Source organism: Primorskyibacter marinus (assembly GCF_003313245.1).
In the GTDB taxonomy this organism is placed as follows: domain Bacteria; phylum Pseudomonadota; class Alphaproteobacteria; order Rhodobacterales; family Rhodobacteraceae; genus Primorskyibacter; species Primorskyibacter marinus.
Map to the genome: position 1 here is coordinate 18,007 of NZ_QJSD01000002.1, position 20,351 is coordinate 38,357.

The 20,351-nt window shown below is 55.6% G+C and carries 25 protein-coding genes, 1 pseudogene and 1 riboswitch; of the genes and pseudogenes, 20 read left to right on the forward strand and 6 right to left on the reverse strand.

Translation table 11 applies throughout. The features are described from left to right. Nucleotides 1-95: 95 nt before the first annotated feature. The 6 genes from DMZ65_RS04010 (at nucleotide 96) to DMZ65_RS04035 (ending at nucleotide 3,775) form a co-directional block, all read left to right on the forward strand. Nucleotides 96-371 carry a rod-binding protein gene (locus DMZ65_RS04010; protein ID WP_116597635.1) on the forward strand — a complete coding sequence of 92 codons (276 nt, stop codon included), beginning with the start codon at nucleotides 96-98 and terminating at the stop codon, nucleotides 369-371. Continuing rightward, nucleotides 364-714, forward strand: coding sequence for a flagellar biosynthesis protein FlgN (locus tag DMZ65_RS04015; RefSeq protein WP_116597636.1), 351 nt, complete (start codon nucleotides 364-366; stop codon nucleotides 712-714). The genes DMZ65_RS04010 and DMZ65_RS04015 overlap by 8 nt, the downstream gene beginning before the upstream one ends. Before the next feature lie 199 nt (nucleotides 715-913). Then, nucleotides 914-2,122, forward strand: coding sequence for a flagellin N-terminal helical domain-containing protein (locus tag DMZ65_RS04020; protein ID WP_116597637.1), 1,209 nt, complete (start codon nucleotides 914-916; stop codon nucleotides 2,120-2,122). 89 nt (nucleotides 2,123-2,211) lie between these two features. After that, entirely contained in the window at nucleotides 2,212-2,577 is a 366-nt protein-coding gene (gene flaF / locus DMZ65_RS04025; RefSeq protein WP_116597638.1) for a flagellar biosynthesis regulator FlaF, read from the forward strand. Then, entirely contained in the window at nucleotides 2,574-2,978 is a 405-nt protein-coding gene (gene flbT, locus DMZ65_RS04030) for a flagellar biosynthesis repressor FlbT (protein WP_116597639.1), read from the forward strand. The genes flaF and flbT overlap by 4 nt, the downstream gene beginning before the upstream one ends. Beyond that, nucleotides 2,975-3,775 (forward strand): DUF1217 domain-containing protein, encoded by an 801-nt coding sequence (locus DMZ65_RS04035; RefSeq protein WP_116597640.1) that lies wholly within the window; start codon nucleotides 2,975-2,977, stop codon nucleotides 3,773-3,775. The genes flbT and DMZ65_RS04035 overlap by 4 nt, the downstream gene beginning before the upstream one ends. Nucleotides 3,776-4,382: 607 nt before the next feature. Here DMZ65_RS04035 and DMZ65_RS04045 read toward each other — a convergent pair. Continuing rightward, entirely contained in the window at nucleotides 4,383-5,774 is a 1,392-nt protein-coding gene (locus DMZ65_RS04045; RefSeq protein WP_116597642.1) for a FliI/YscN family ATPase, read from the reverse strand. An 85-nt stretch (nucleotides 5,775-5,859) separates the two neighbouring features. Here DMZ65_RS04045 and DMZ65_RS04050 point away from each other — a divergent pair, with 85 nt between their 5' ends. The 14 genes and pseudogenes from DMZ65_RS04050 to DMZ65_RS04110 all read left to right on the forward strand — a co-directional run bounded on the left by DMZ65_RS04050 (nucleotide 5,860) and on the right by DMZ65_RS04110 (nucleotide 15,225). Then, nucleotides 5,860-6,252, forward strand: coding sequence for a FlgB family protein (locus tag DMZ65_RS04050; RefSeq protein WP_198662622.1), 393 nt, complete (start codon nucleotides 5,860-5,862; stop codon nucleotides 6,250-6,252). A 17-nt stretch (nucleotides 6,253-6,269) separates the two neighbouring features. Continuing rightward, on the forward strand, nucleotides 6,270-6,662 hold the full coding sequence (flgC, locus tag DMZ65_RS04055) for a flagellar basal body rod protein FlgC (protein WP_116597644.1): 393 nt from the start codon (nucleotides 6,270-6,272) through the stop codon (nucleotides 6,660-6,662). 18 nt (nucleotides 6,663-6,680) lie between these two features. Then, nucleotides 6,681-6,974, forward strand: a complete 294-nt coding sequence (gene fliE, locus DMZ65_RS04060; protein WP_116597645.1) for a flagellar hook-basal body complex protein FliE — start codon at nucleotides 6,681-6,683, stop codon at nucleotides 6,972-6,974. Nucleotides 6,975-6,983: 9 nt separating this feature from the next. Next, nucleotides 6,984-7,253 (forward strand): flagellar biosynthetic protein FliQ, encoded by a 270-nt coding sequence (locus DMZ65_RS04065; RefSeq protein WP_116597646.1) that lies wholly within the window; start codon nucleotides 6,984-6,986, stop codon nucleotides 7,251-7,253. A 1-nt stretch (nucleotide 7,254) separates the two neighbouring features. Next, nucleotides 7,255-7,968: a flagellar hook-basal body complex protein gene (locus DMZ65_RS04070; protein ID WP_116597647.1), complete on the forward strand. Its 714-nt coding sequence runs from the start codon at nucleotides 7,255-7,257 to the stop codon at nucleotides 7,966-7,968. Nucleotides 7,969-7,987: 19 nt separating this feature from the next. Further along, on the forward strand, nucleotides 7,988-8,773 hold the full coding sequence (flgG, locus tag DMZ65_RS04075) for a flagellar basal-body rod protein FlgG (RefSeq protein ID WP_116597648.1): 786 nt from the start codon (nucleotides 7,988-7,990) through the stop codon (nucleotides 8,771-8,773). Continuing rightward, nucleotides 8,773-9,192: a flagellar basal body P-ring formation chaperone FlgA gene (flgA, locus tag DMZ65_RS04080; RefSeq protein WP_116597649.1), complete on the forward strand. Its 420-nt coding sequence runs from the start codon at nucleotides 8,773-8,775 to the stop codon at nucleotides 9,190-9,192. The genes flgG and flgA overlap by 1 nt, the downstream gene beginning before the upstream one ends. After that, nucleotides 9,189-9,920 carry a flagellar basal body L-ring protein FlgH gene (gene flgH / locus DMZ65_RS04085; RefSeq protein WP_116597650.1) on the forward strand — a complete coding sequence of 244 codons (732 nt, stop codon included), beginning with the start codon at nucleotides 9,189-9,191 and terminating at the stop codon, nucleotides 9,918-9,920. Before flgA ends, flgH begins: the two co-directional genes overlap by 4 nt. An 8-nt stretch (nucleotides 9,921-9,928) precedes the next feature. Next, entirely contained in the window at nucleotides 9,929-10,432 is a 504-nt protein-coding gene (locus DMZ65_RS04090) for a flagellar basal body-associated protein FliL (protein ID WP_232824886.1), read from the forward strand. Between the two features lie 222 nt (nucleotides 10,433-10,654). Continuing rightward, nucleotides 10,655-10,792, forward strand: a pseudogene (locus DMZ65_RS20120) (DUF6880 family protein); the annotation flags it as partial. A gap of 205 nt (nucleotides 10,793-10,997) precedes the next feature. Further along, nucleotides 10,998-11,190, forward strand: a riboswitch (cobalamin riboswitch). Between the two features lie 126 nt (nucleotides 11,191-11,316). Next, complete coding sequence (locus DMZ65_RS04095; RefSeq protein ID WP_116597651.1) at nucleotides 11,317-12,351, forward strand: ABC transporter substrate-binding protein; 1,035 nt, start codon at nucleotides 11,317-11,319, stop codon at nucleotides 12,349-12,351. 8 nt (nucleotides 12,352-12,359) lie between these two features. Beyond that, nucleotides 12,360-13,475 carry a FecCD family ABC transporter permease gene (locus DMZ65_RS04100; protein WP_116597652.1) on the forward strand — a complete coding sequence of 372 codons (1,116 nt, stop codon included), beginning with the start codon at nucleotides 12,360-12,362 and terminating at the stop codon, nucleotides 13,473-13,475. After that, on the forward strand, nucleotides 13,472-14,248 hold the full coding sequence (locus tag DMZ65_RS04105; protein WP_116597653.1) for an ABC transporter ATP-binding protein: 777 nt from the start codon (nucleotides 13,472-13,474) through the stop codon (nucleotides 14,246-14,248). Before DMZ65_RS04100 ends, DMZ65_RS04105 begins: the two co-directional genes overlap by 4 nt. 56 nt (nucleotides 14,249-14,304) lie before the next feature. Beyond that, on the forward strand, nucleotides 14,305-15,225 hold the full coding sequence (locus DMZ65_RS04110; RefSeq protein WP_198662623.1) for an LLM class flavin-dependent oxidoreductase: 921 nt from the start codon (nucleotides 14,305-14,307) through the stop codon (nucleotides 15,223-15,225). A gap of 125 nt (nucleotides 15,226-15,350) precedes the next feature. Here the strand turns inward: DMZ65_RS04110 and DMZ65_RS19640 are convergent, their stop codons facing one another. The 5 genes from DMZ65_RS19640 to flhA all read right to left on the reverse strand — a co-directional run bounded on the left by DMZ65_RS19640 (nucleotide 15,351) and on the right by flhA (nucleotide 20,278). After that, entirely contained in the window at nucleotides 15,351-15,761 is a 411-nt protein-coding gene (locus DMZ65_RS19640) for a hypothetical protein (RefSeq protein ID WP_198662624.1), read from the reverse strand. A 217-nt stretch (nucleotides 15,762-15,978) separates the two neighbouring features. Then, nucleotides 15,979-16,395, reverse strand: coding sequence for a hypothetical protein (locus DMZ65_RS04120; protein ID WP_116597655.1), 417 nt, complete (start codon nucleotides 16,393-16,395; stop codon nucleotides 15,979-15,981). Further along, nucleotides 16,392-17,480: an EscU/YscU/HrcU family type III secretion system export apparatus switch protein gene (locus DMZ65_RS04125; RefSeq protein ID WP_116597656.1), complete on the reverse strand. Its 1,089-nt coding sequence runs from the start codon at nucleotides 17,478-17,480 to the stop codon at nucleotides 16,392-16,394. The genes DMZ65_RS04120 and DMZ65_RS04125 overlap by 4 nt, the downstream gene beginning before the upstream one ends. 3 nt (nucleotides 17,481-17,483) lie before the next feature. Further along, nucleotides 17,484-18,254 carry a flagellar biosynthetic protein FliR gene (locus DMZ65_RS04130; RefSeq protein WP_116597657.1) on the reverse strand — a complete coding sequence of 257 codons (771 nt, stop codon included), beginning with the start codon at nucleotides 18,252-18,254 and terminating at the stop codon, nucleotides 17,484-17,486. After that, a complete protein-coding gene (flhA, locus tag DMZ65_RS04135; protein WP_232824906.1) occupies nucleotides 18,251-20,278 on the reverse strand; it encodes a flagellar biosynthesis protein FlhA in 2,028 nt (675 codons plus the stop codon). Before flhA ends, DMZ65_RS04130 begins: the two co-directional genes overlap by 4 nt. Nucleotides 20,279-20,351 lie beyond the last annotated feature (73 nt).

A 20,351-nucleotide genomic window follows, 5' to 3' on the forward strand; every position in this document is an offset into this window, starting at 1 on the left:
TCTATCACCGCACCACTATTACGAAGTTTAGTTACCGCATCTTTACCGCTGTCAGATCAAATCGAAGTTAATCAGACCATACTTAGGAACTTTAGATGCTGATTCAGTCAATTCACCCACCCAGTACCCCACCCTCGTCCGGCGACAGCGCCTTGATGGCCGCATCCCGCGAGTTGGAAGCTCAGTTTCTGTCCGAGATGTTGAAAGCCGCCAGCTTGGGAGACGCCCCAGAAGGCTTTGGAGGAGGCGCTGGAGAAGAACAGTTTTCATCCTTTCTGAGGATGGAGCAGGCCAGAGCCATTACGCAATCGGGCGGCATCGGCCTGGCCGAAACGATTTTCCACGCATTGAAGGAGCGTCAAGATGGCTGAACAAAATATAGACGATGTGCGGGATGCGCTGGATGATCTGCTGAATGCAGAGCGAGAGGCCTTGTTGTCCGGAGATCTGGATCAGATTGGCAGAATGGTGTCGCAGAAAGAAACGTTGGTGGCAGATTTAAGTGGGGCTGACGTTTCAGACATCTCTAGACTACAACAGAAATTGGCAAGAAACCAAATCCTGCTCGACCGTGCTCTTTTGGGGATTCGTTCAGTTGCCAATCGGTTGGGCAGCCTCCGCAGGATTCGCCGATCGCTTGAAACCTACGATCAAACTGGTCGCAAGTCCGCTCTCGAAAGCACGAATCAAAACCGTGTCGAGAAACGCGCGTAATTTCAATAAAATCATACATAAGTGGCTTGACGTTATTAGCGCTCCATTAGGGATCATTCGCACAAGATAGCCGGGCATCCAATGAGATGGCGCAGTGACCGGAACAACCGGGCTGTAATAGTCAGAATGGCGCTTTCGACGCGGATAACCGCGACATGTTTGAACGGGTTAAATACCCATTTGAGAAAAAGGAAATGCTATGTCGAGCATTCTGACAAATAACAGCGCAATGGTCGCGCTGCAAACTCTGAAATCCATCAATTCCGGCCTGTCCCAGACACAAAGCCAGATTTCAACGGGCAAGAACGTTGCGAGCGCCAAGGACAATTCGGCAGTTTGGGCGATCTCGAAAGTCATGGAGTCGGATGTCAAGGGCTTCAAGGCCATCTCTGACAGTCTGTCACTTGGCGAATCTACTGTTGCAGTAGCACGGCAGGCATCTGAAACGATCACTGATCTGTTGACCCAGATGAAGGGCAAGATCGTCGCCGCACAAGAAGACAACGTTGATCGAGATAAGATCAACGACGACGTTACAGCACTTAAAAATCAGATTGCATCCGTCGTGGGTGCGGCGCAGTTCAATGGTTTGAACCTCGTTAATGGCGGCGGCGGTGCTTCGATCTTGTCTTCGCTTGATCGCGACAGCGCTGGCAATGTTACTGCCTCTTCAATCACAGTAGCTGCACAGGACCTGTCGCAGGGCGGCTATACCGCCAATGATATTTTCTCGGGTAGTTCGACTGGTTCATCCGGTAACGGTGATGCAGTTGCCTTCGCATTGGACGCGGGGGGCGGCAACGAACAGATTGAAATTGCTGAGAACGGTACGCCTTTTGCAGCTGGTGATAAGGTTGCACTGACTGTCGGCGGTGAAACAGTCTCCTACACGGTTACCGCTGACGACGCCGCATCGACAACGACTGCTGATGTGGTCGCTGTTGCGCTAAAGTCAAAGATCGACAATCTGAATATTGCTGGTTTGACTGTCGATTACGACAGCGGCACCCCGGGAACGCTTGACTTCACCAATGCCGGCGCTGTCGACCTGTCTGTCAGCGGCCAGTTTACCAACGCAGGTTCGGGCGGTCTTGGTGCGATGGCAGGTATCGACGTTTCAACCGCAGGGGGCGCGACCGCTGCCCTTGCAGCTGTCGAAACTCTCATTGACACGTCAATTGAAGCTGCTGCTGCCTTCGGCTCGGTAGAAGGGCGGATTTCTACCCAGGCTGATTTCATCTCGAATCTTACAGATTCTCTGACATCCGGCATCGGTGCGATGGTAGATGCGGATATGGAAGAGGCGTCCGCGCGACTGCAAGCCCTACAGGTACAGCAGCAACTTGGTGTTCAAGCGCTTTCGATTGCCAATCAAGCACCGCAGTCTTTGCTGTCGCTTTTCCGTTAAACTGATTTGCGGGGGCCGTTTCAACGGCCTCCGCACCCCAATGACCCCCTACATTGCAACTTTCGGAAGGATGTGACGTGAACGCTCACATGTTGGCCCAACGCGCCTACTCAAACTCGGAATCCTCGACACGTACCGCCCGTAGCACTGAATATGAGATTATCGCGAAAGTGACGCACCGAATTCGCGCAACAGCGCTTAAGGGCACTTCGGGCTTTGCGGAACTGGCATCGGCGCTGCACGACAATCGAAAACTATGGACGGCACTGGCGGTCGATGTGGCTGGAGACGGGAATCAGCTGCCTCGATCTCTGCGCGCCCAGATCGTGTATCTTGCTGAATTTACACAGCGCCACACCGGTGAGGTGCTTAAAGGTAGCGCTGGTGTTGCGCCACTGTTGCAAATCAACGCTGCGATCTTGAAGGGCCTTAGCAATGGAGGAGCACAGCGATGACCGGACTGGTGCTAAAACTTGGACCCAAGGAAAGGTTGCTTATTAATGGCGCTGTTGTCGAAAATGGCGACCGACGAAGCCGATTTACCATCCTGTCACCGAATGCCAATATCCTTAGGCTTCGCGATGCGATACATCCCGACGACGCAACAACGCCCGTGCGTCGAATTTGCTATTCCGCGCAATTGGTTTTGACTGGTGATGCGGCACCTGAAGTGGTCAAACACCAACTCTTACGAAGGATTGAAGAGCTCAGCCAAATATTGACTGACGGCGATAGTCGCAAAATTCTCAGTCAAGCAACTGACGCGCTGGTGCGTCAGCAGTTCTATCAGTGCCTTCGCGCCTTGAAAGCACTTATTCCGCGAGAGGACCGACTGCTTGCGGCACATCGACCATGACCTACCAACCCGTCATTCCTACCACAGGCCTATCCGGCTGGAAGTTTCTGGATAGAACTTTAGCGGTGCAGAAGAACACCCATGCCAACTCTGTCACGATCCGGCGGGACACAGACTACTTTAAAGAACACATCGGAAAGATTGATACGGCAGAGCAGCTGGTTTCCGATAGACGACTTCTAAGAATTGCCTTGGGGGCGTTTGGGCTTTCCAACGACATCGACAGCAAGTTTTTAATTCGAAAAGTCTTGGAAGAGGGCACCTTGGACCCATCATCCTTGGCGAACAAACTGTCGGACTCACGGTATTCAGCATTTGCAAAGGCATTTGGCTTCGGGAAGCTTGATGCGCCGCGAACGAAGTTGTCTGACTTTCCTCAAGAGATCGTACAGAAATACCAAAGCCAGACTTTTGAAGTTGCCGTTGGCGAACAAGATGATGACATGCGATTGGCTTTGAACTTTTCCCGTGGGTTGCCGGGAATAACCAATTCTACGTCGGGTAACGATACAAAATGGTTCCAAATAATGGGGACGACGGCCCTTCGAGTGGTGTTTGAGACCGCACTTGGTTTGCCAAGCGATTTTGGTTCTCTGGATATCGACAAGCAGCTTGAGACGTTTAAAGAAAAGACAGAACGTTCTTTCGGGACGTCAAACCTAAAGGATTTGTCTGACGCTGATAGCATCAACAAAATCGTCGAAACATTTCTTTTACGTGCACAAATTAAGAGCCAGCCCGTAAATCAAGCTGGAACGATAGCGCTTTCCTTGCTTCAATCTTTCCGTATTTACTAGTTACTCAGGCCTGACATCTGATTGATCGAATTGCCGGTGAGTCGAATTGGTTCTGAAGTCCGGTTTCAGCATATGTATTCGTAGGGCCTGTGACCGCTGAATATCTTGAGCTTTCCGGCGAAATAGTAGGCCGCTATGACGTCGGCGAGATGCACTCACAACTGATCGTGGTTGTCGTTACGGAGCCGCTGCACGGATGGTTCGGTTGCCGGGCTGCTCGGCGAACTGGATGCCGTTGTCCATGGCCCGGCACTTGATTACGGAGCAGCCAATGAGAGGAGGTCAGGATCGCGTGAATGCGGTAGCGGACGGCCTTGAGCAGATATTCGAGGGATCCCACGCGGCCTTGCGATCGGTCTTTTCCACGAGTTGCATGATCGTAAACTTTCTGGCTCGGTCAATGCCAACAAGGAGCTAGGGCTTGCCCTCCACAGTTTGAACCTCGGCTATGTCGATCTGAAAGAAACCTCTCTCGGCAGCTTGCTGCGCATGCGCCTGCCGGGTGACAGTATATCACGCCCCCGTGACGAACTTGGCCCGCATTGCTTCCTTCCGAGTCAGGGAAAAACGTACCGTCAAACTGTGGAATCTAACACCTAGGCTCACCTCATCCCGAAACTTGACCCGGGACATGCGGTGCCGCTGTGACCGCATTTGTTGCGACAGGAACAATCTGCACACCGGATTTACGCAGAATTAGATGCAGCCGCGAAAAGCTGTCTCGGGAACTGCCAGGCTCGGAAAGTGAAAGAAAGCCGTCCAGTTCCGGCCAAGCGCGAATAGCCTGGTCCAGTGCGGGATCTGTGCCGTCTTTATACAACCCCGCGCGAACCATCATTTCAGATTCCGAATATGTTCCCATTAACTTGCGTGCAGCAAGGAGCAATTGATTCTCGTCTTCGCTGGCGCATCCGGGCAGACTTCGTGAAACGGACCTCAGCAAATCTATTGCCGGATATCGTCCACGTTCGGCAATTTTACGGTCCATCACGACATGGCCATCAAGAACGCCGCGCAGAATATCTGCGACAGGTTCTTCCATGTCTGATCCCGCGACAAGAACTGAGAAGATGGCCGTAATGTCACCTGCCGCGGCAGATCCCGGCCCGGCACGTTCGCACAGCGACATAATCTGATGCGCTGTGGAGGGCGGATACCCGCGCAACGCTGGAAGCTCGCCAGCCGCGATTGCAACCTCCCGATGCGCTTCGGCAAATCGCGTGATTGAATCCACGAGTAATAAGACATGCGCGCCCTGATCCCGAAAATGTTCGGCAACTGCCATCGCAGCCAATGGACAACGCCGTCGGACAAGTGGTGATCGATCAGACGTTGCGGCGACGACAACTGACCGCTTCATGCCATCCTCACCAAGTGTGGTATCGACAAACTCCCGAAGCTCGCGGCCGCGTTCGCCAACAAGCGACACAACAACAACGTCGGCGTCGATCTGGCGTGCAAGGCTGGCCAGCAAGCTAGATTTGCCAACGCCCGACCCCGCAAAAAGCCCAAGCCGTTGACCGCGTGCAATCGGGAGGAACGTATTGAAAACAACGTGCCCGGTCTCCAGGCGCTTGCCCAAAGGCCTCCGGCTTGCTGGGTCCGGAGGATCACATCGCAATTCCCGCCTTCCGCTTCCTGCCGACAATGGCAAACCATCCAGCGCCTTTCCGAACGGATCAATCACGCGCCCGATCCATTCATCTGAAGGTGCCAGAGTATTCCGACCCAAGACTGCGACCCGGTCTTCCAGAGTCACGCCTTCTACGTTGCCCTCTGGCAACATCGCGACCATAGCGTTGCGAATCATCAAAGCTTCACCGCCAAGCGGCACGTTATCCCGACGGAACAGGCTTAATCTGTCGCCGATCCGTGCATCACCGGCGATGCCACGCACCCAGATCAGCGCGCCCTCGACCTCAGCCACACGACCCACCGCCCGAACAGGTTCCAGACTGGTGATTTTATTCCTCAGATCGGCAATCCCTCGATTTTGCATCGAACGCTCCTGAAATGTTCCACAAACCTTTTCTAAAGGAATCAGGGTTAAGCCTTGGTTGAAGCCAATCGAGGGAGAAACCCCGGTGTATCAGAACCTAGAGATTTTCCGGACCGCCATTTCGCTGGCACAACACGCAGGAACGCGGCAAGCCGTCATTTCGCAGAACATCGCGAATGCCGATACGCCGGACTATCTTGCGCGACAGGTCGGTGATTTCGCCAACTTCGCCAGTCAATCCGGCGGGACGGCAGCCGTCCAAAAAGCAACCCGCGCCGGACATTTGAACGGGAACGTTTCCTCGGCCACGCCTGAAATCAGCATCGCAGAGAGCGCGTCGGATAGTCCGAACGGCAATGGTGTTTCGGTCGAGATGGAAATGGTCAAGGCCGTAGAAGCAAAACGCAATCACGATCAGGCCCTCGCCGTTTACAAATCCAGCCTCAATATCCTGCGTGCCAGCCTTGGCCGCGGTTGATCTAGGAAGGACGCTGAATGAGTGCATTTTCCGAATCCTTATTTGTTTCTGCCAGCGGCTTGCAGGCCCAGGCCAAACGGTTACGGCTGGTGTCAGAAAACATCGCCAATGCAGATACGCCCGGCTATCGCCGTAAGCTTGTGCCGTTCGAGACGGAAATGAACCGTGCGACTGGCGTTGGCAGCGTGGCGACCGGTCGGGTGACGCTCGACAGGACGGAACTCGACAAAATCCACGACCCTTCGCATCCGATGGCAGACCAAACCGGTCATTACGAAGCCTCCAATGTGGATTTGATAATCGAGATGGCAGACGCCCGTGAAGCCCAGCGCAGCTACGAGGCCAACCTGAAAATGTTCGATCAGGCCCGGCAAATGTCGAGCGGGTTGCTTGAACTTCTAAGACGCTAATTACAAACGGAGACCAGAATGGATATCCAATCGCTTTTCGCGGCCCAAAGCTACACCAGCAGCAAACCGGCACTTCAGCCCGCGCCAGAAACAGCCGAAAACACCAAAGACACCTTCGTCAATATGGCAGAAGATTTCGCCCAGACCGTTCAGGCCGGCGAGGAAACTGCGAAGGCCGCGATGGTAGGACAGGCAGATCCCCACGCCTTGGTTCAAGCGCTAGCGCAATCGGAGCTTGCAGTCGAAACCGCTGTGACCGTCCGCAACAAGGTGGTTGAGGCGTATCAGGAAATCCTTCGGATGCCGGTCTGAGGCGACATCATGCTCAGCGAAGCGGTTTTCTATGACACGTTGCGACAGGGTTTGTGGGTGGCGGTCATCACCTCGGTCCCGATCCTGACCGCCGCCTTGATTGCCGGCGTCGGCATCGGCTTGTTTCAGGCGCTGACCTCAGTGCAAGAGATGACCCTGACTTTCGTGCCGAAAATGATCGCGATCGTGGTCGTTTTCTGGCTCTCGATGAGCTTCATGACACAAACCCTGGTGGCCTTCTTTCATGACCACCTCATGCCTTTGATAATCGGAGGATAGAATGGAAAACGCAGGGTACACGACGCTCACCCGACAATCCGGCCTGAAACGCGAGATGCAGGTGGTTGCCAACAATATCGCCAACGCGGCGACCACCGGCTTCAAGCAGGAAGGATTGCTTTTTTCAGAATATATCATGCGTTCAAAAGGCGGAGACAGCCTGTCCATGGCGTCGGCCCGCGTTGCCGAAACCTCGCTTTCACAAGGCGAGTTGACCAAGACCGGCAATGCATTTGACCTGGCAATCGAAGGCGATGGTTTCTTCATGGTGCAAACGCCGGACGGAAACCGGCTGACTCGCGCGGGCATGTTCACACCTGACGCGCAGGGAAATCTGGTCACTGCGGACGGGCATCCGGTGTTGGATCTCGGCGAGGCGCCTGTGTTTGTGCCCGCCGGGGACGGACCTGTCAGCATCGCACCGGATGGCACAATCAGTGCCAATGGTCAGCCCATGGGACAGGTCGGGATCTTCGCGCCTGTGAACCCGCGCGAGATGATCCGTGAAGGCAGCGTGCTTTTCCGCAGCGAGGCCGGGGCAGAACCGGTTGAAGATGCGCGTGTCATCCAGGGGTTTCTTGAAGCGTCGAATGTCGATCCGATCAGCCAGCTTGCCCGCATGATCGAGGTTCAGCGCGCCTACGAGATGGGCCAAAGCTTTATGGATGCCGAAGACGAACGCATCCGCACGGCTATGAAAACACTAATCAAATAGATCAATACAGGAGAGCAGAATGCGTGCCCTGAAGATTGCCGCCACCGGGATGAGCGCTCAGCAGATGCGGGTCGAGGTTATCTCGAACAACCTGTCGAACATGAGCACAACCGGATATAATGCACGCCGCGCGGAGTTTGCCGACCTGCACTACCAGCAAGTCAGCCGCGCCGGGTCAATCAATGCGTCTGATGGCACCGTTTTGCCGACGGGCGTTCAACTTGGTCTGGGTGTCCGACCCGCTGCCGTGTCAGTGCAACTACAACAAGGGGCACTGTCGGCAACCGGTGGCGATCTGGATATCGCGATTGATGGCCAAGGCTATCTGGAGGTCACGCTGCCGTCTGGCCGCGCCGCCTATACCCGGGATGGCGGGCTGAAACGCAGCGCAGACGGATTGATCGTCACGTCAGAGGGGTTTCCCGTCGCGCCGGACATCGTGATCCCATCTGATGCCCGCTCGATCTCGATCAATGGTGATGGAGAGGTCTACGCCTATTTCAACGACACCACCGAAGCGCAGGTTCTGGGCCAGTTCAATCTAGCCGGGTTCACCAACCCCAAGGGACTAGAGGCAATGGGCAGCAACCTGTTTGTGGAAACCGAAGCCTCCGGTCCTGCGCTGACGGCATCACCCGGCGAAGACGGGCTTGGCACCTTGCGACAGGGTTATCTTGAGGACAGTTCTGTCGATGCGGTTCGTGAAGTCACCGAACTGATCGAGGCACAACGAGGGTATGAGCTGAACGCCAAGGTCATTTCCGCCGCGGACCAGATGCTGGGCGCAACGACGCAGGTCAGGTGATGAAAACAATCCTCGCCTCCCTTTTCTGCCTGCTCGCGGTGCCCGCTGTTGCCGAAACATTGATCGCCGCGCGGACGATCCGTGCGCAGTCACTCCTGTCTGCACAGGATCTGGTGGTTTCCGACACCATAATCCCCGGCGCTTTGACTGTCCTCGACGACGCAATCGGACAGGAAGCCCGGGTGACGATCTATGCAGGCAGGCCGGTTCGGGCAGGCGACGTCGGACCGCCGGCGATTGTCGACAGAAACGACATCGTCACGCTGATTTTCGAACAGGGCGGCCTGCGGATAACTTCGGACGGCAGATCACTGGGACGCGGCGGTGAAGGTGACCGTATCCGCGTCATGAACCTAAGTTCCCGAACCAGCGTGTTCGGGCAGATCGATCCTCAAGGGCAGGTGGTTGTATCACAATGAAAAAGACGACGCTTATCATCGCCGGCCTATGCGCCGGCCTCGCGGGATGCGGCCGGATGGATCACATTGGAAAGGCTCCGGATTTCACGCCGGCCAACCGGGGCCCGGAACATCAAGCCATGGTATTTGCCGGTTTGCCGGAAACCACGACGCGACTTGCGCCGCATGACGAGGCATCTTTGTGGAGCGGAAGTCGGCGTTCCTTGCTGGGCGACCGGCGCGCCGAGAAGCGCGGCGATATAATGACCGTTGTAATCGAAATAGATGAAAAGGCCGAAATCTCCAATGCCACATCCCGGTCGCGCAGCGGATCTGAAAGCCTTGGCCTTCCACAGCTTTTTGGCCTGCCACAAAGGGTAAACGAAAAAATGCCGGAAGGTAGCAGCCTTGACGACGCCGTTTCGATCAGCAGTGCCAGCGATTCAAAGGGAGATGGGTCCGTGCGGCGCAATGAAAAGCTGACTTTGCGTGTTGCGGCGACGGTGACGGATGTCCTGCCCAATGGCGTCCTTTCCATCGAGGGCCTGCAAGAAGTCCGCGTCAACTACGAGATCCGCGAGTTGGTTGTTTCCGGTTATGTTCGCCCGGAGGACATCTCGCGGATGAATGAAATTACTTATGACAAAATTGCGTCGGCGCGCATCTCTTACGGTGGCCGCGGGCAGATCTCCGACATGCAACAACCCAGAGTCGGTCAACAAGTCCTGGATGCAGTTCTTCCTTTCTGAGGTACCACATGATCAAGCTCATAATTCCCCTCACTCTGGCAGCGATCGGAACCGGATCTGGTATCGGTGCGGCAATTTTTCTGGCACCACCAACTGAAGAGGCGAATACAGCAAACGTCTCTCTCTGTGGTCCTGATGCCGTGCAACTCTCAGCAGAGAGAAAAGCGCATGAGCCAGACGTCGGTTCCGAATACGAATTCGTCAAGCTCAACAATCAGTTTGTGGTTCCGGTCGTTCATGATGAACGCGTAAAATCCTTGGTGGTGGTTTCGCTTACGCTCGAAATTGCGCCCGAAAGTAAGGACTTGGTGTTCGCCAAAGAACCGAAGCTACGAGGCGCCTTTCTTCAATCCATGTTCGACCATGCGAATCTTGGTGGTTTTGACGGCAATTTCACGGGATCAAATCAACTAAATATACTGCGACAAGATCTTTATCAGGACGGTCGTGCGGTGCTGGGCCCCGCGCTGAAAAGCGTACTTATTGTTGAAATTGCCAGACAGGACGCCTGAACAAACCAGTATCATGTCCCAGAAAACCCTGAACCATGCCAACCTTGAAAAGCCGGGCGCGTTGACGAGGCCTTCGCAATCGTCACCAGGGTCCGGGCTGCCGAAGACGACAGCTCCCTCCGGATGTTCTGCTATAATCTCGACGCTGTTTATGAAGAATGTCCTGAAATGCAGGGCAAGTCGGATGAATTGAAGGCACATCTGTAGAATACGTTCAAGCAGACCCTCAAGGCGGCCAGTCTTCGAAAGTATCTGGAACTGCTTCGGGATTTTGACGACATCGAGGCCGATGAGGCGGCCCTGGACTTCGCGGAAACCTATCCGCATCTGGGGACGGCGATCAGCTTCCATACCGGCTGACCATCCGGCTTGGTTTATGCTGCGTTGCAGCTTCACAAGACCTGCCGATCATTCCCCTTGTTACGACTTTCCGTCACTGGACGTCTGCATATCTGATTTCTCAGCCACTCCCAGTAACCGCTGCTTGGCAACATTTAGCGGGGTACCTATGGTGCAAACACTAGATCATCCAACGATTGCTCTTGGATTTCGTAACGGAATGTGAAATCTATTGCCGCGTCACGGTTCCGCATCCGCGGATGAAAAGGGAATGCAGGACGGGATTCTTCCCTATCTGCGACTGCCCTCGCAACTGTAGGCGGCGAGTTTGATGTCATGCCACTGGCAGTAACGCTGGGAAGGGATCATCACACATTTGAGCCGCGAGTCAGGAGACCTGCCTTGACGAACGCAAACGCCGACGAGGTGATCGGCAAGAGGTTGTGATGGCTGGATTGAAACTACTGGGGCATTGCGCCCGCAGGTTCATCAAAGCTGCGGACATCTTCGCTCACCTTTGGCACCTTTATTGATCGAGGTGATCTATGTTCTTCAAATCAATCCTGTCCACCGCATGTGTGTTGGTGGCGTGCTCTTCGGCTGTCGTCGCTGAAACCATCATAGACGATGTTGGCCGCTCGGTAGAGGTTGACCTGCCCATTGAACGGGCTGTGATTTTCAATCGCTATTCAGTCGAATTCGCACGCGCAATCGGTGCCATCGATCAGGTGGTCGGGACCGGTGCCAGCACCTATCGCGATCCGGATTATTGGCCGCAGTTCACCGAAGCCAACGTCGTGGGACAGGGCCAGAACGATCTGAACTACGAAGCGATCATTGCCAAAAGCCCTGATCTGGTGATCCTTCCCCGTAACGGCGTCTACGAGGAAGCCGCGCGGCAGCTGGAACCGTTTGGAATACCCGTAATGGTGATTACCGCGTGGGACACGCTGAAACACGTCGAAAATGTAGAGCTGATGGGCCGCTTGTTCGGGCATGAAGAACAGGCCGAAAATCTGGTCGATTACTACATCGGGTATAAAAAGCTGTTGGCAGATCGGCTTGAGGGTGTGTCGACTGTACCCGTATATTTTGAAGAGACGCGCCCGCTTGTGACTGTCACGCCGGGGTCCGGCTGGCATGACATGATTGCTGCGGGCGGCGGCGAAAATGTTTTTGGCGATATCGTGATCGCGGACGAAGCAGCCGCGCGCGGCAATCCCAACGCCTTTACGATCGACCCCGAAGAGATCGTGCTGCGGGCACCTGCCGTCGTCGTTAAACTTGAACCCGGTTCTTACACCGCAATCCCTGAGGATCAGTTTTCCCGCACTTGGGTAGACCTTATCGGACGGGAAGAGGTCAGGTCGACACCGGCAGTTCAATCGAACAACGTCCATGTCATCAATTACTATCTGGCGGGAGGGTCCTCAAAAATCACCGGGGCGCTTCAGATCGCTAAATGGGCGCATCCTGACCTGTTCGCGGACATCGATCCCGAAGAGGCGATGCGCCAGTGGATCGAGGATTTCCAAGGTCTGCCATATCAACCCGGCATGACGTACCAGGGCGGTTTTTGAGAAGAAACATGGTTTCCATCACTGGACACGGGGCTGCGGTGACAGCCCCCACCTCGCTATATGGAGCCTTGGGCACCAAGTATCTGGTCTCGGGGCGGCACCGCGCCATAATCGTGGCGTTATCATTTGCCTTGCTGATTGTGACTGCGGCCGCCGCCACTGTGCAGGGCATCAACGAAACAAGCATTGGCACGCTCGCGCTGTTGCTGATCGAGAAAGCCAGCTTTGGGCAGCTTGATCTGGTTACGGATGACCAATCAGCGCGCGTTCTTGTGTACTTGCGGTTGCCGCGTGTGGTTATGGCCATGATCGCGGGTGCCGCTTTGTCGGTTTCGGGCGTCTTGATGCAGGCGATCACTCGGAACCCGCTGGTCAGCCCTTATACTATCGGCGTGTCTTCGGCGGCGGGGTTCGGTGCCTCCATTGCCATCATGTTTGGCGTTGGTCTGCAGTCTGCGGGCATCTATTTTGTCCCGCTCTCGGCCTTTGCCTTCGCGCTTCTTTGCGCGGTCTGTGTGTTTTCGCTGGCGTGGTGGCGTGGCATGGGCGCTCAGGCGATGATCTTGACGGGTATTGCGCTTATGTATCTGTTCAGCGCCATGACCGCTGCCGTGCAGTTCGTCGCGACCGAAGAACAATTGGCCCGCGTTGTTCATTGGACTTTCGGCAGTCTGAACGGCGTGCAATGGGATGCGGTCGGGTTATGTGCTGTCGTTTTGATGATTGTGCTGCCGGTCATGCAGGCCAAGGCATGGCAGCTCAATGCCTTGACAGTGGCGGGCGATGATGTCGCGCAGTCATTGGGGATGAACGTCCGCCGGATCCGTGGCACGGCCATTTTATTGTCGGTCGTTGCGGCGGCGGCAGTCATCAGTTTTGTGGGGGTGATCGGCTTTGTCGGCCTGATCGGACCGCACCTTGCCCGCATGATTATTGGCGGCGATCATCGCTTTTTGTTGCCTTTCTCAGCCATCTGCGGCGCGGTGATGCTGCTTGCGGCGGACACGCTCGGGCGGCTCGCATTTAGTCCGACGGTTCTGCCTGTCGGGATCGTAGTGGCCTTTGTCGGTGTGCCGGTCTTCTTGCATCTGATCGTTTCACGCAAGCGGGAGACCTTCGCATGAGCTCATTACACGCCCTTAATCTGCGTCAGATGGTCGATGGGCGTGCCGTGCTCGATGATATTACTATGTCGGTCGCGCCAGGAGAGATCGTCGGTCTTGTCGGGCCAAACGGCGCGGGCAAATCAACGCTGGTCCGTGCAATGCTGGGCCAATCGCGCCCCACGCGCGGCGAGGTGCGGCTGGACGTGCGCAATATCCTTTCGATGTCTGTCCGCGAACGCGCGCGACACATTGCCTATGTGCCCCAACGCGCGCCAGAGGGGTTTCCTGTGAGCGTTTTCGACACCTGCCTGTTGGGGCGTGCGCCCTACATGCGGACAAGACCATCGGGCCACGACATCTCTATCGTGGAGCAGGTCTTGGACCAGTTGCAGCTTACCCATCTGGCCTTTCGCACCATGGATGCCCTAAGCGGAGGCGAACGCCAGCGTGTGATGCTGGCACGGGCGCTTGCGCAACAAACGCCGCTTATCGTGTTGGACGAACCCACGAGCGCGCTCGATATCGGTAACCAGCTTTTTACTCTGCGTCTCTTGGCCGAACAGGTGCGCGAGCGCGGTATCGGTGTGATGATCGCGATCCACGATCTGTCACTTGCCGCACGGTTCGCGACGCGGATTATCCTTCTTGATCGCGGCAAAATGCTCGCCGAAGGCGCGTGGCACGATACCCTAACAGCCGAAACGATCCAACGGTCCTATGGCGTGGAGGTCGAATTCGGACAATTGCGCAACGCGCCGATCATCGCGCCGTTCGAGATGGGTGAGCCGTGAGACTTGATATTGCTGGCTTTGGGCGCGGTGGGCGGGATTTGCCTCATGATAGGTTCATGGAGATATGCGATCTGGCCGATGATTTGGGTTTTGGTGGTATCTGGTTTAACGAGTTTCACTTTCATTCAGAACCGCAAGCCTACCCATCGACGCTGCTTCTGGCCTCTGCCGTGCTGGCACGCACCCGTCGTCTTCGCGTTGGCACATCTCTTGTGGTTCTGCCGCTCTATCATCCGTTGTTGCTTGCCGAGATGATTGCACAGTTGCACTGGCAAAGCGGCGGGCGTTTCGATCTTGGTATCGGGCGTGGAACACACCCTGATACCTTGGCCCGGTTGGGTATCAGCCCTTCCGAGACTCGGACGCGTTTCGAAGAGGCCTTCGCGATCCTGACGAATGCGCTTTACGGCACTGTCACAATCGGCTCCGGAAAGCCCTGGCCACCGTCCAGCGCCCCCGTTGGCCCGCTGCTCAAGGATCAGCGTATTCCGATCTATATTGGCGGGTCAACCGACGAAACCATTGGCTTTGCAGCCAGAAACACGCTGCCGCTGCTTCTCAGCCTGGAGCCCCCCGAAGCTGCACAATGCGCAACCTACCGCCGGATTATTACAACTGAAGGACTGACAGACCGCAGCGCCGAGTCTTCCTTGTCGCGTTTCGTGTTCGTCGCTCGAACGCGATCGGAGGCGCAACGCTTATTGGCAGACCGGTACGCCGCACTGCATCAGCGCCGAATAGACGCCGCCCGGCGCGCAGGTCGGGATCTCAGCCGCATCGGCCCGCCAGATCTGCATAGTTTCCGCGAAGCGCAGGCGATCGTTGGAACGCCGGTCGACTGCGTCAGCCAAATTGCATCCCTGAAAGCGCGTTCTGGGGTCGGGTCTCTAAGGCTTGTTTTCAACGGAAACGGGGCGTTCGACACAGAGGAGGCGGTAGACGAGATGCGCCTATTTGGCGAAGCAGCATTTACATAGTTCTGCCACGCCGGTCTTTGGCATTGAATCCTTAGGATTATGGAACCGGTTTATTTTGGCGATACATGCGGTGGGTGTAAAACTCTGTACGATGTGCCCGAATGCTGCTCGAATCCACAAATCGGTCAATCGAGCGCAGCAGATGGTCTGAGACTGTGCGGAATTTTGTGAACCCTGTAGGGCACTGCCGCCAGAAGTTGCTCTGGGAACTCCCCCGCCGTCTTCCTGCCAGCCTTGTCGACGAGGTGGGTGACAGCAAACTTGCTTGTGCGGTCAATGCCAAAGAGAAGATAGAGCTTTCCCTCGCCGGCCCGCACCTCAGCGCAGTCTTGGGATTGATGCCAGGTTCTTGGCTCAGGGCCGCGAGCGAAGCTTGCGATCGCTGTGTGCTGCTCTGACGGCGTGCGTGCCCTCTCGGCAGATTTGCCAGGCAAATCGCCTGCCGGGTGACAGTACATGGCGCTGCCATGACGAACGTCCCATAATGCTTCCTTCCATTCCAACGAAAGGATCACGCCATCAAAACGTGGGATCAAACACCTAGTAAACGCGAACTCTACAGGGAGCAGGTCACACTACAATCACCATGGCACGCATCAGGGCAGAATGTGTTGCGTCAGAACACCCATCAGAACTATGGTCGGCCGGAATGAAATCTGGAGAGAAAAGTTCGTGAACTTGACCTGACAGACGTCGCCGGGAAAAATGGCCAACTGTCAGGTCACATCTGAATCACTACACCTTACTTGACCATTACCACCCCGATTTCATGATCACCAACTCCAACAACCTGTCTGCTTCACGAGCGATCCGCTCTCTGCCATGTTGTTGCGTCGCGTTTGACACCAGCCCCTCGGCAGCCTGATTTCGCGCAAAAGCCCGACGGACGTCTTCCAACTGTGTCAGTTTCCGCGCTGTCAACAAAGCCAATTGTCCATTAAGCTGCGTTTGCCTTTGTGTGGCCCAGCTTCGCCAAGCAGAATCCGCGCCCGCGATGGCCCGCGCCTGTAGCTCCGATGCGCCACTAAATCGGGACTTCCCAAGCGTTGCCAATTCCGACAATTCATTCCGGATCTGTTTCTGTTGCAACTCAATTTTTTGGAGTTGAGACATCTGCTGTTTGAGTTGCATGTCCACAATCTCTGCAAGAGCCATCAGCTTGCCGGTCATCGTCTAAACCCTTTCGCGCGCTGCCGCATGTCTTCAGCAAACCTGATAGCTGCGGCGACTGGTTTGTAATGCTCCGGCGCGATCATCTGCCCGACTTCAGTGGATGCGAACAAAGCTCGTGTTGCCGGGGGATCAGAATGCATGGGCACACCATTTTCTTGTGCAACTTCGCGAATGCGCCGGGCGATTTCATCCACGCCTTTTGCCACGCAAACCGGTGCCTCGCCCGCCGCTCGACTCCACTTCAATGCCACCGCGTAATGCGTCGGGTTCACAAGAACGACATCAGCCTGAGCGACATCAGAAACCATCTGTTTTCCGACGATTTCCTGCGCTTTGGCACGGCGGGCCTGACGCATATACGGGTCGCCTTCAGACTCCTTGTGCTCGTCACGCATCTCTTTATGTGACATCCGGTTCTTGCGCATCAACTCTGCATGTTGCCAGAAAAAATCCAGCGCCCCAATGACGGCCGAGATTATCACGACGATTATCAGGAACTGCATTGACAGCTTGGCGAGCAGCATAATCGCAGTTGCGGGATCCGACCGGACCGACCCCATAATTTCGTCCATTCGAGCACGGATTAGAAGCGCCAGGCAGATTGAATATATGAGAAGTTTCGCAAAACTCTTGCCAAACTCAAAAAACCCGTTGCGGCCGAATTTGTTCTTGGCGTTTGCGATAAGGGAAATCCGGGAGAGTTTCGGTTGCAGTTTGGTCGGCGCAAAAACAAGGGAGCGTTGGGCAATCAGGCTTAGCACAACCAATACTGCCGGAAACACGAACAAGGGCATGATGCTTGTCAAAATTCCACTGCTTAAGCCGACAACTGGCTTGGTGGCACCGGGCCTGAGAAAAATCAGCGCCAAATCGTCAGGCCGGTCGAGAAATCCACCCAGCAACGACCCAAATTTTGACGCGGCTGTGGCTCCGACAGCATAGAATGCCAAAAGCAGCCCCAAATAGGACGCCCAAGTCGAGATGTCGGTGGATTTTGCAACCTCGCCCTTTTTGCGGGCCTGATCCAGCTTTCGCTGGGATGGTTCGTGACTTTTGTCACTGTCATCGTCACCCTGCGACATGCGTCAGGGTGCCAACGGCGCGGACAGAAACGTATCAAAGCCTTGAACCCAAACGGCGAGCAGCGTGGGTGCCAGAACGAACATCATCGCCAAAGACCCCAGCGTTATGACCGGTGCCCCGACGAACGCGACCATGAGCTGCGGCATGGCTCTATTAATGACGCCAAGCGTCAGATTGTATAATACTGACAGAATTATAAAAGGTGCCGCAAGCGTAAAGGCCGTGGAAAAAGCCTTAGCCGTACGGGCAATCCCCAAAGAAGCCAGAGAACTTGGGTCGGGAAACGCACCAAACGGTAAAATCAGGTACGAATTCGCCAAGAATAATACAATCTTGACCTGATATCCGGTGGTGAAAAGCAATGCGAGACCTGCGACAGTCAGCAGGTTTCCAATCGCCGGCATCGGCTCTGCTCCTGTATTGCCGGCGATCTGCGAAAGGGATGTCGACTGCGCCGCAATGGATCCCGCGATCTGAAGCCCCAGAATCAAAAGCCGCAAAAACAGCCCGATCGCCAGACCGTTCGTGCTCTCGCTTGCTGCAAGCGGCGCAAAACTCGCCAGCCCGCCTTTCATTTCCGGCAGGTTCGACCAGATGGACGGCGCAACGGCAAGACTGAGCGCAACGGCGATTGCCAGTTTGACGCGGACCGGAATGCTCCGCTCGCCAACGCCGGGCAGAACAAGAACCGCCGTGCCGACCCGCAAGAACACAACAAAAAGCGCCCAGAGCCAAATTGAGCTTTGTTGCAGAGCGTCTTCCATTGCGGTCATGCTGCAACCACTCCAACAAGTGCCGGCCGGGCTTCGATACCTATCTCTTCGAAAGACAGGACCGGGGTGTTAATCCCCTTCGCGGCCAAAACGGTTCGGATGAACCTGCGGCGGCGGCCGGATGTAACGACGGCGGGGCTGACACCGCGCTCTCCGGCCTTGGAGATCTGCTCTGCCACGCGCGACGTCAGCCGTTCAAAATCGTCCGGCGGCAGAGCGACATCCAGCCCGCCCTTGTCACTGTCAATCTGAAACCGGCTGAACGTGTCTTCCCATTCGGGGGCCAGCTGGATCAGCGGAATGGAACCGTCATCGCGCGAAACCGTCGAAACCAACTGGAACCCGAGCCTCTGCCGGACGTGCTCACAGATGCCATCCGGGTTCGCGTGAAGGCGACGCGCCTCTGCGATGGCTTCAAGGATCAGCGGCATGTTTCGGATCGACACCTGCTCTTCCAGCAGCAGCCGCAGTACCGAATGTAGAAGGTCGACGGGCACACGATCCGGAATAAGTTCATCCAGCAATTTGCGGTTTGCATCTGCACGCGTTTCGTTTGAAAGGGCGGTCATCTCATCAAGCAGACGCCTTAGGGCTTTCAGCGTCAGCAGGCGCGAGAAGTTTCGCTTGATGGTTTCCAGAAGATGCGTGGCAAGGATTTCCGCCGGGGTGACAATAGTCGCGCCGGTCAGTGCAGCCTTTTCCTGATCCGCAGGCTTGATCCACCGCGCCGGCGCGCCGTAAACAGGTTCGGTTACAGTCGCACCTGGCGGTAGATTGTCGGACGCGTCCGGGACCAGCGCAAGAACCATATCGGGATTGAGTTCGGCTTTCGCGGTCTCGACTCCCTGGATCCTGATGACATAGGTGCCACTCGACAGGCTCGCATCGTCGGTCAACCGGATTTCCGGCATGATAAGACCATAAGCGCTCGCAATATGGCTCCGCATATTGGTGATCCGCACATCAAGCCCGGATCCGGGGTCGAGCACCATATTCACCAGATCCGGCGCGAATTGCACATGAATGTCGTCGAGATCAAGAACATCGCCTATCAGAGGCGCTTTGGGCATGATCTCTGTCTCAGCGTCGTCATTCGTATTTTTTGCTTCCTCGGTCTGTTTCCGAAAGACCATAAAGGCGGCACAACCCAACCCAAGCGCGCCCATAATGAACGGAATGAAAGGCAATCCGGGAACAAGAGCGAACATCGCCATGAACACAGCAACCGTCCCCAAAGCCGTTGGGTGTTTCCCAATCTGGGTCATAAGGGCAACGTCTGTCGCGCCAATGGCACCGCCGCGTGCCAACAAAAGTGCTGCTGCGACCGAGATGATGACGGCAGGAATCTGCGTCACCAACCCATCGCCAACTGTGAGAATTGCGTAGGTCTCAAACGCACTGCCCAAAGGCATCCCCTGCACGGCAACGCCCATAATCAGGCCCATAACAAGGTTAAGCAGCGTTATCAGAAGACCTGCGACAGCATCACCCTTCACAAATTTTGACGCGCCATCCAGTGATCCGAAAAAAGTCGTTTCCTGCTGTTCTTTTTCTCGACGCGCACGCGCCTCTTCGTGCGTGATTGCGCCTGCGCTGAGATCGCTGTCAATTGCAAGCTGTTTGCCGGGCATTCCGTCCAGCGCAAATCGCGCACCGACTTCAGCCATACGCGCGGCACCTTTGGTGATCACCATGAAGTTCACGATAAGAAGCACGCCAAAAACCACAAGCCCAAGAAAAACGCTGCCGCTCATCACGAAACTGGCGAAACTCTCAATAACATTGCCGGCTGCATGCGTCCCTTCATGCCCTTGACCAATGATCAGTTTGGTCGACGACACGTTAAGGGACAATCGCAGCATCAACGAGGCCAAAAGCACAGTCGGGAAGGCTGCAAAATCCAACGGTTTTTCGATAAAAAGCGTAACTGTGAAGATTAACACGGCCAAGGCAAACGACGCCGCAAGGCCGACATCCAGCAGAAAGGCCGGTACCGGCAAGATCATCATCACAATCGTCGCCATCAGCGCGATCGTTAGAATGATCTTCGATTGCGAGAGCCCGCTGAACTGAAATGCCACGTCTCGACTCCAATAA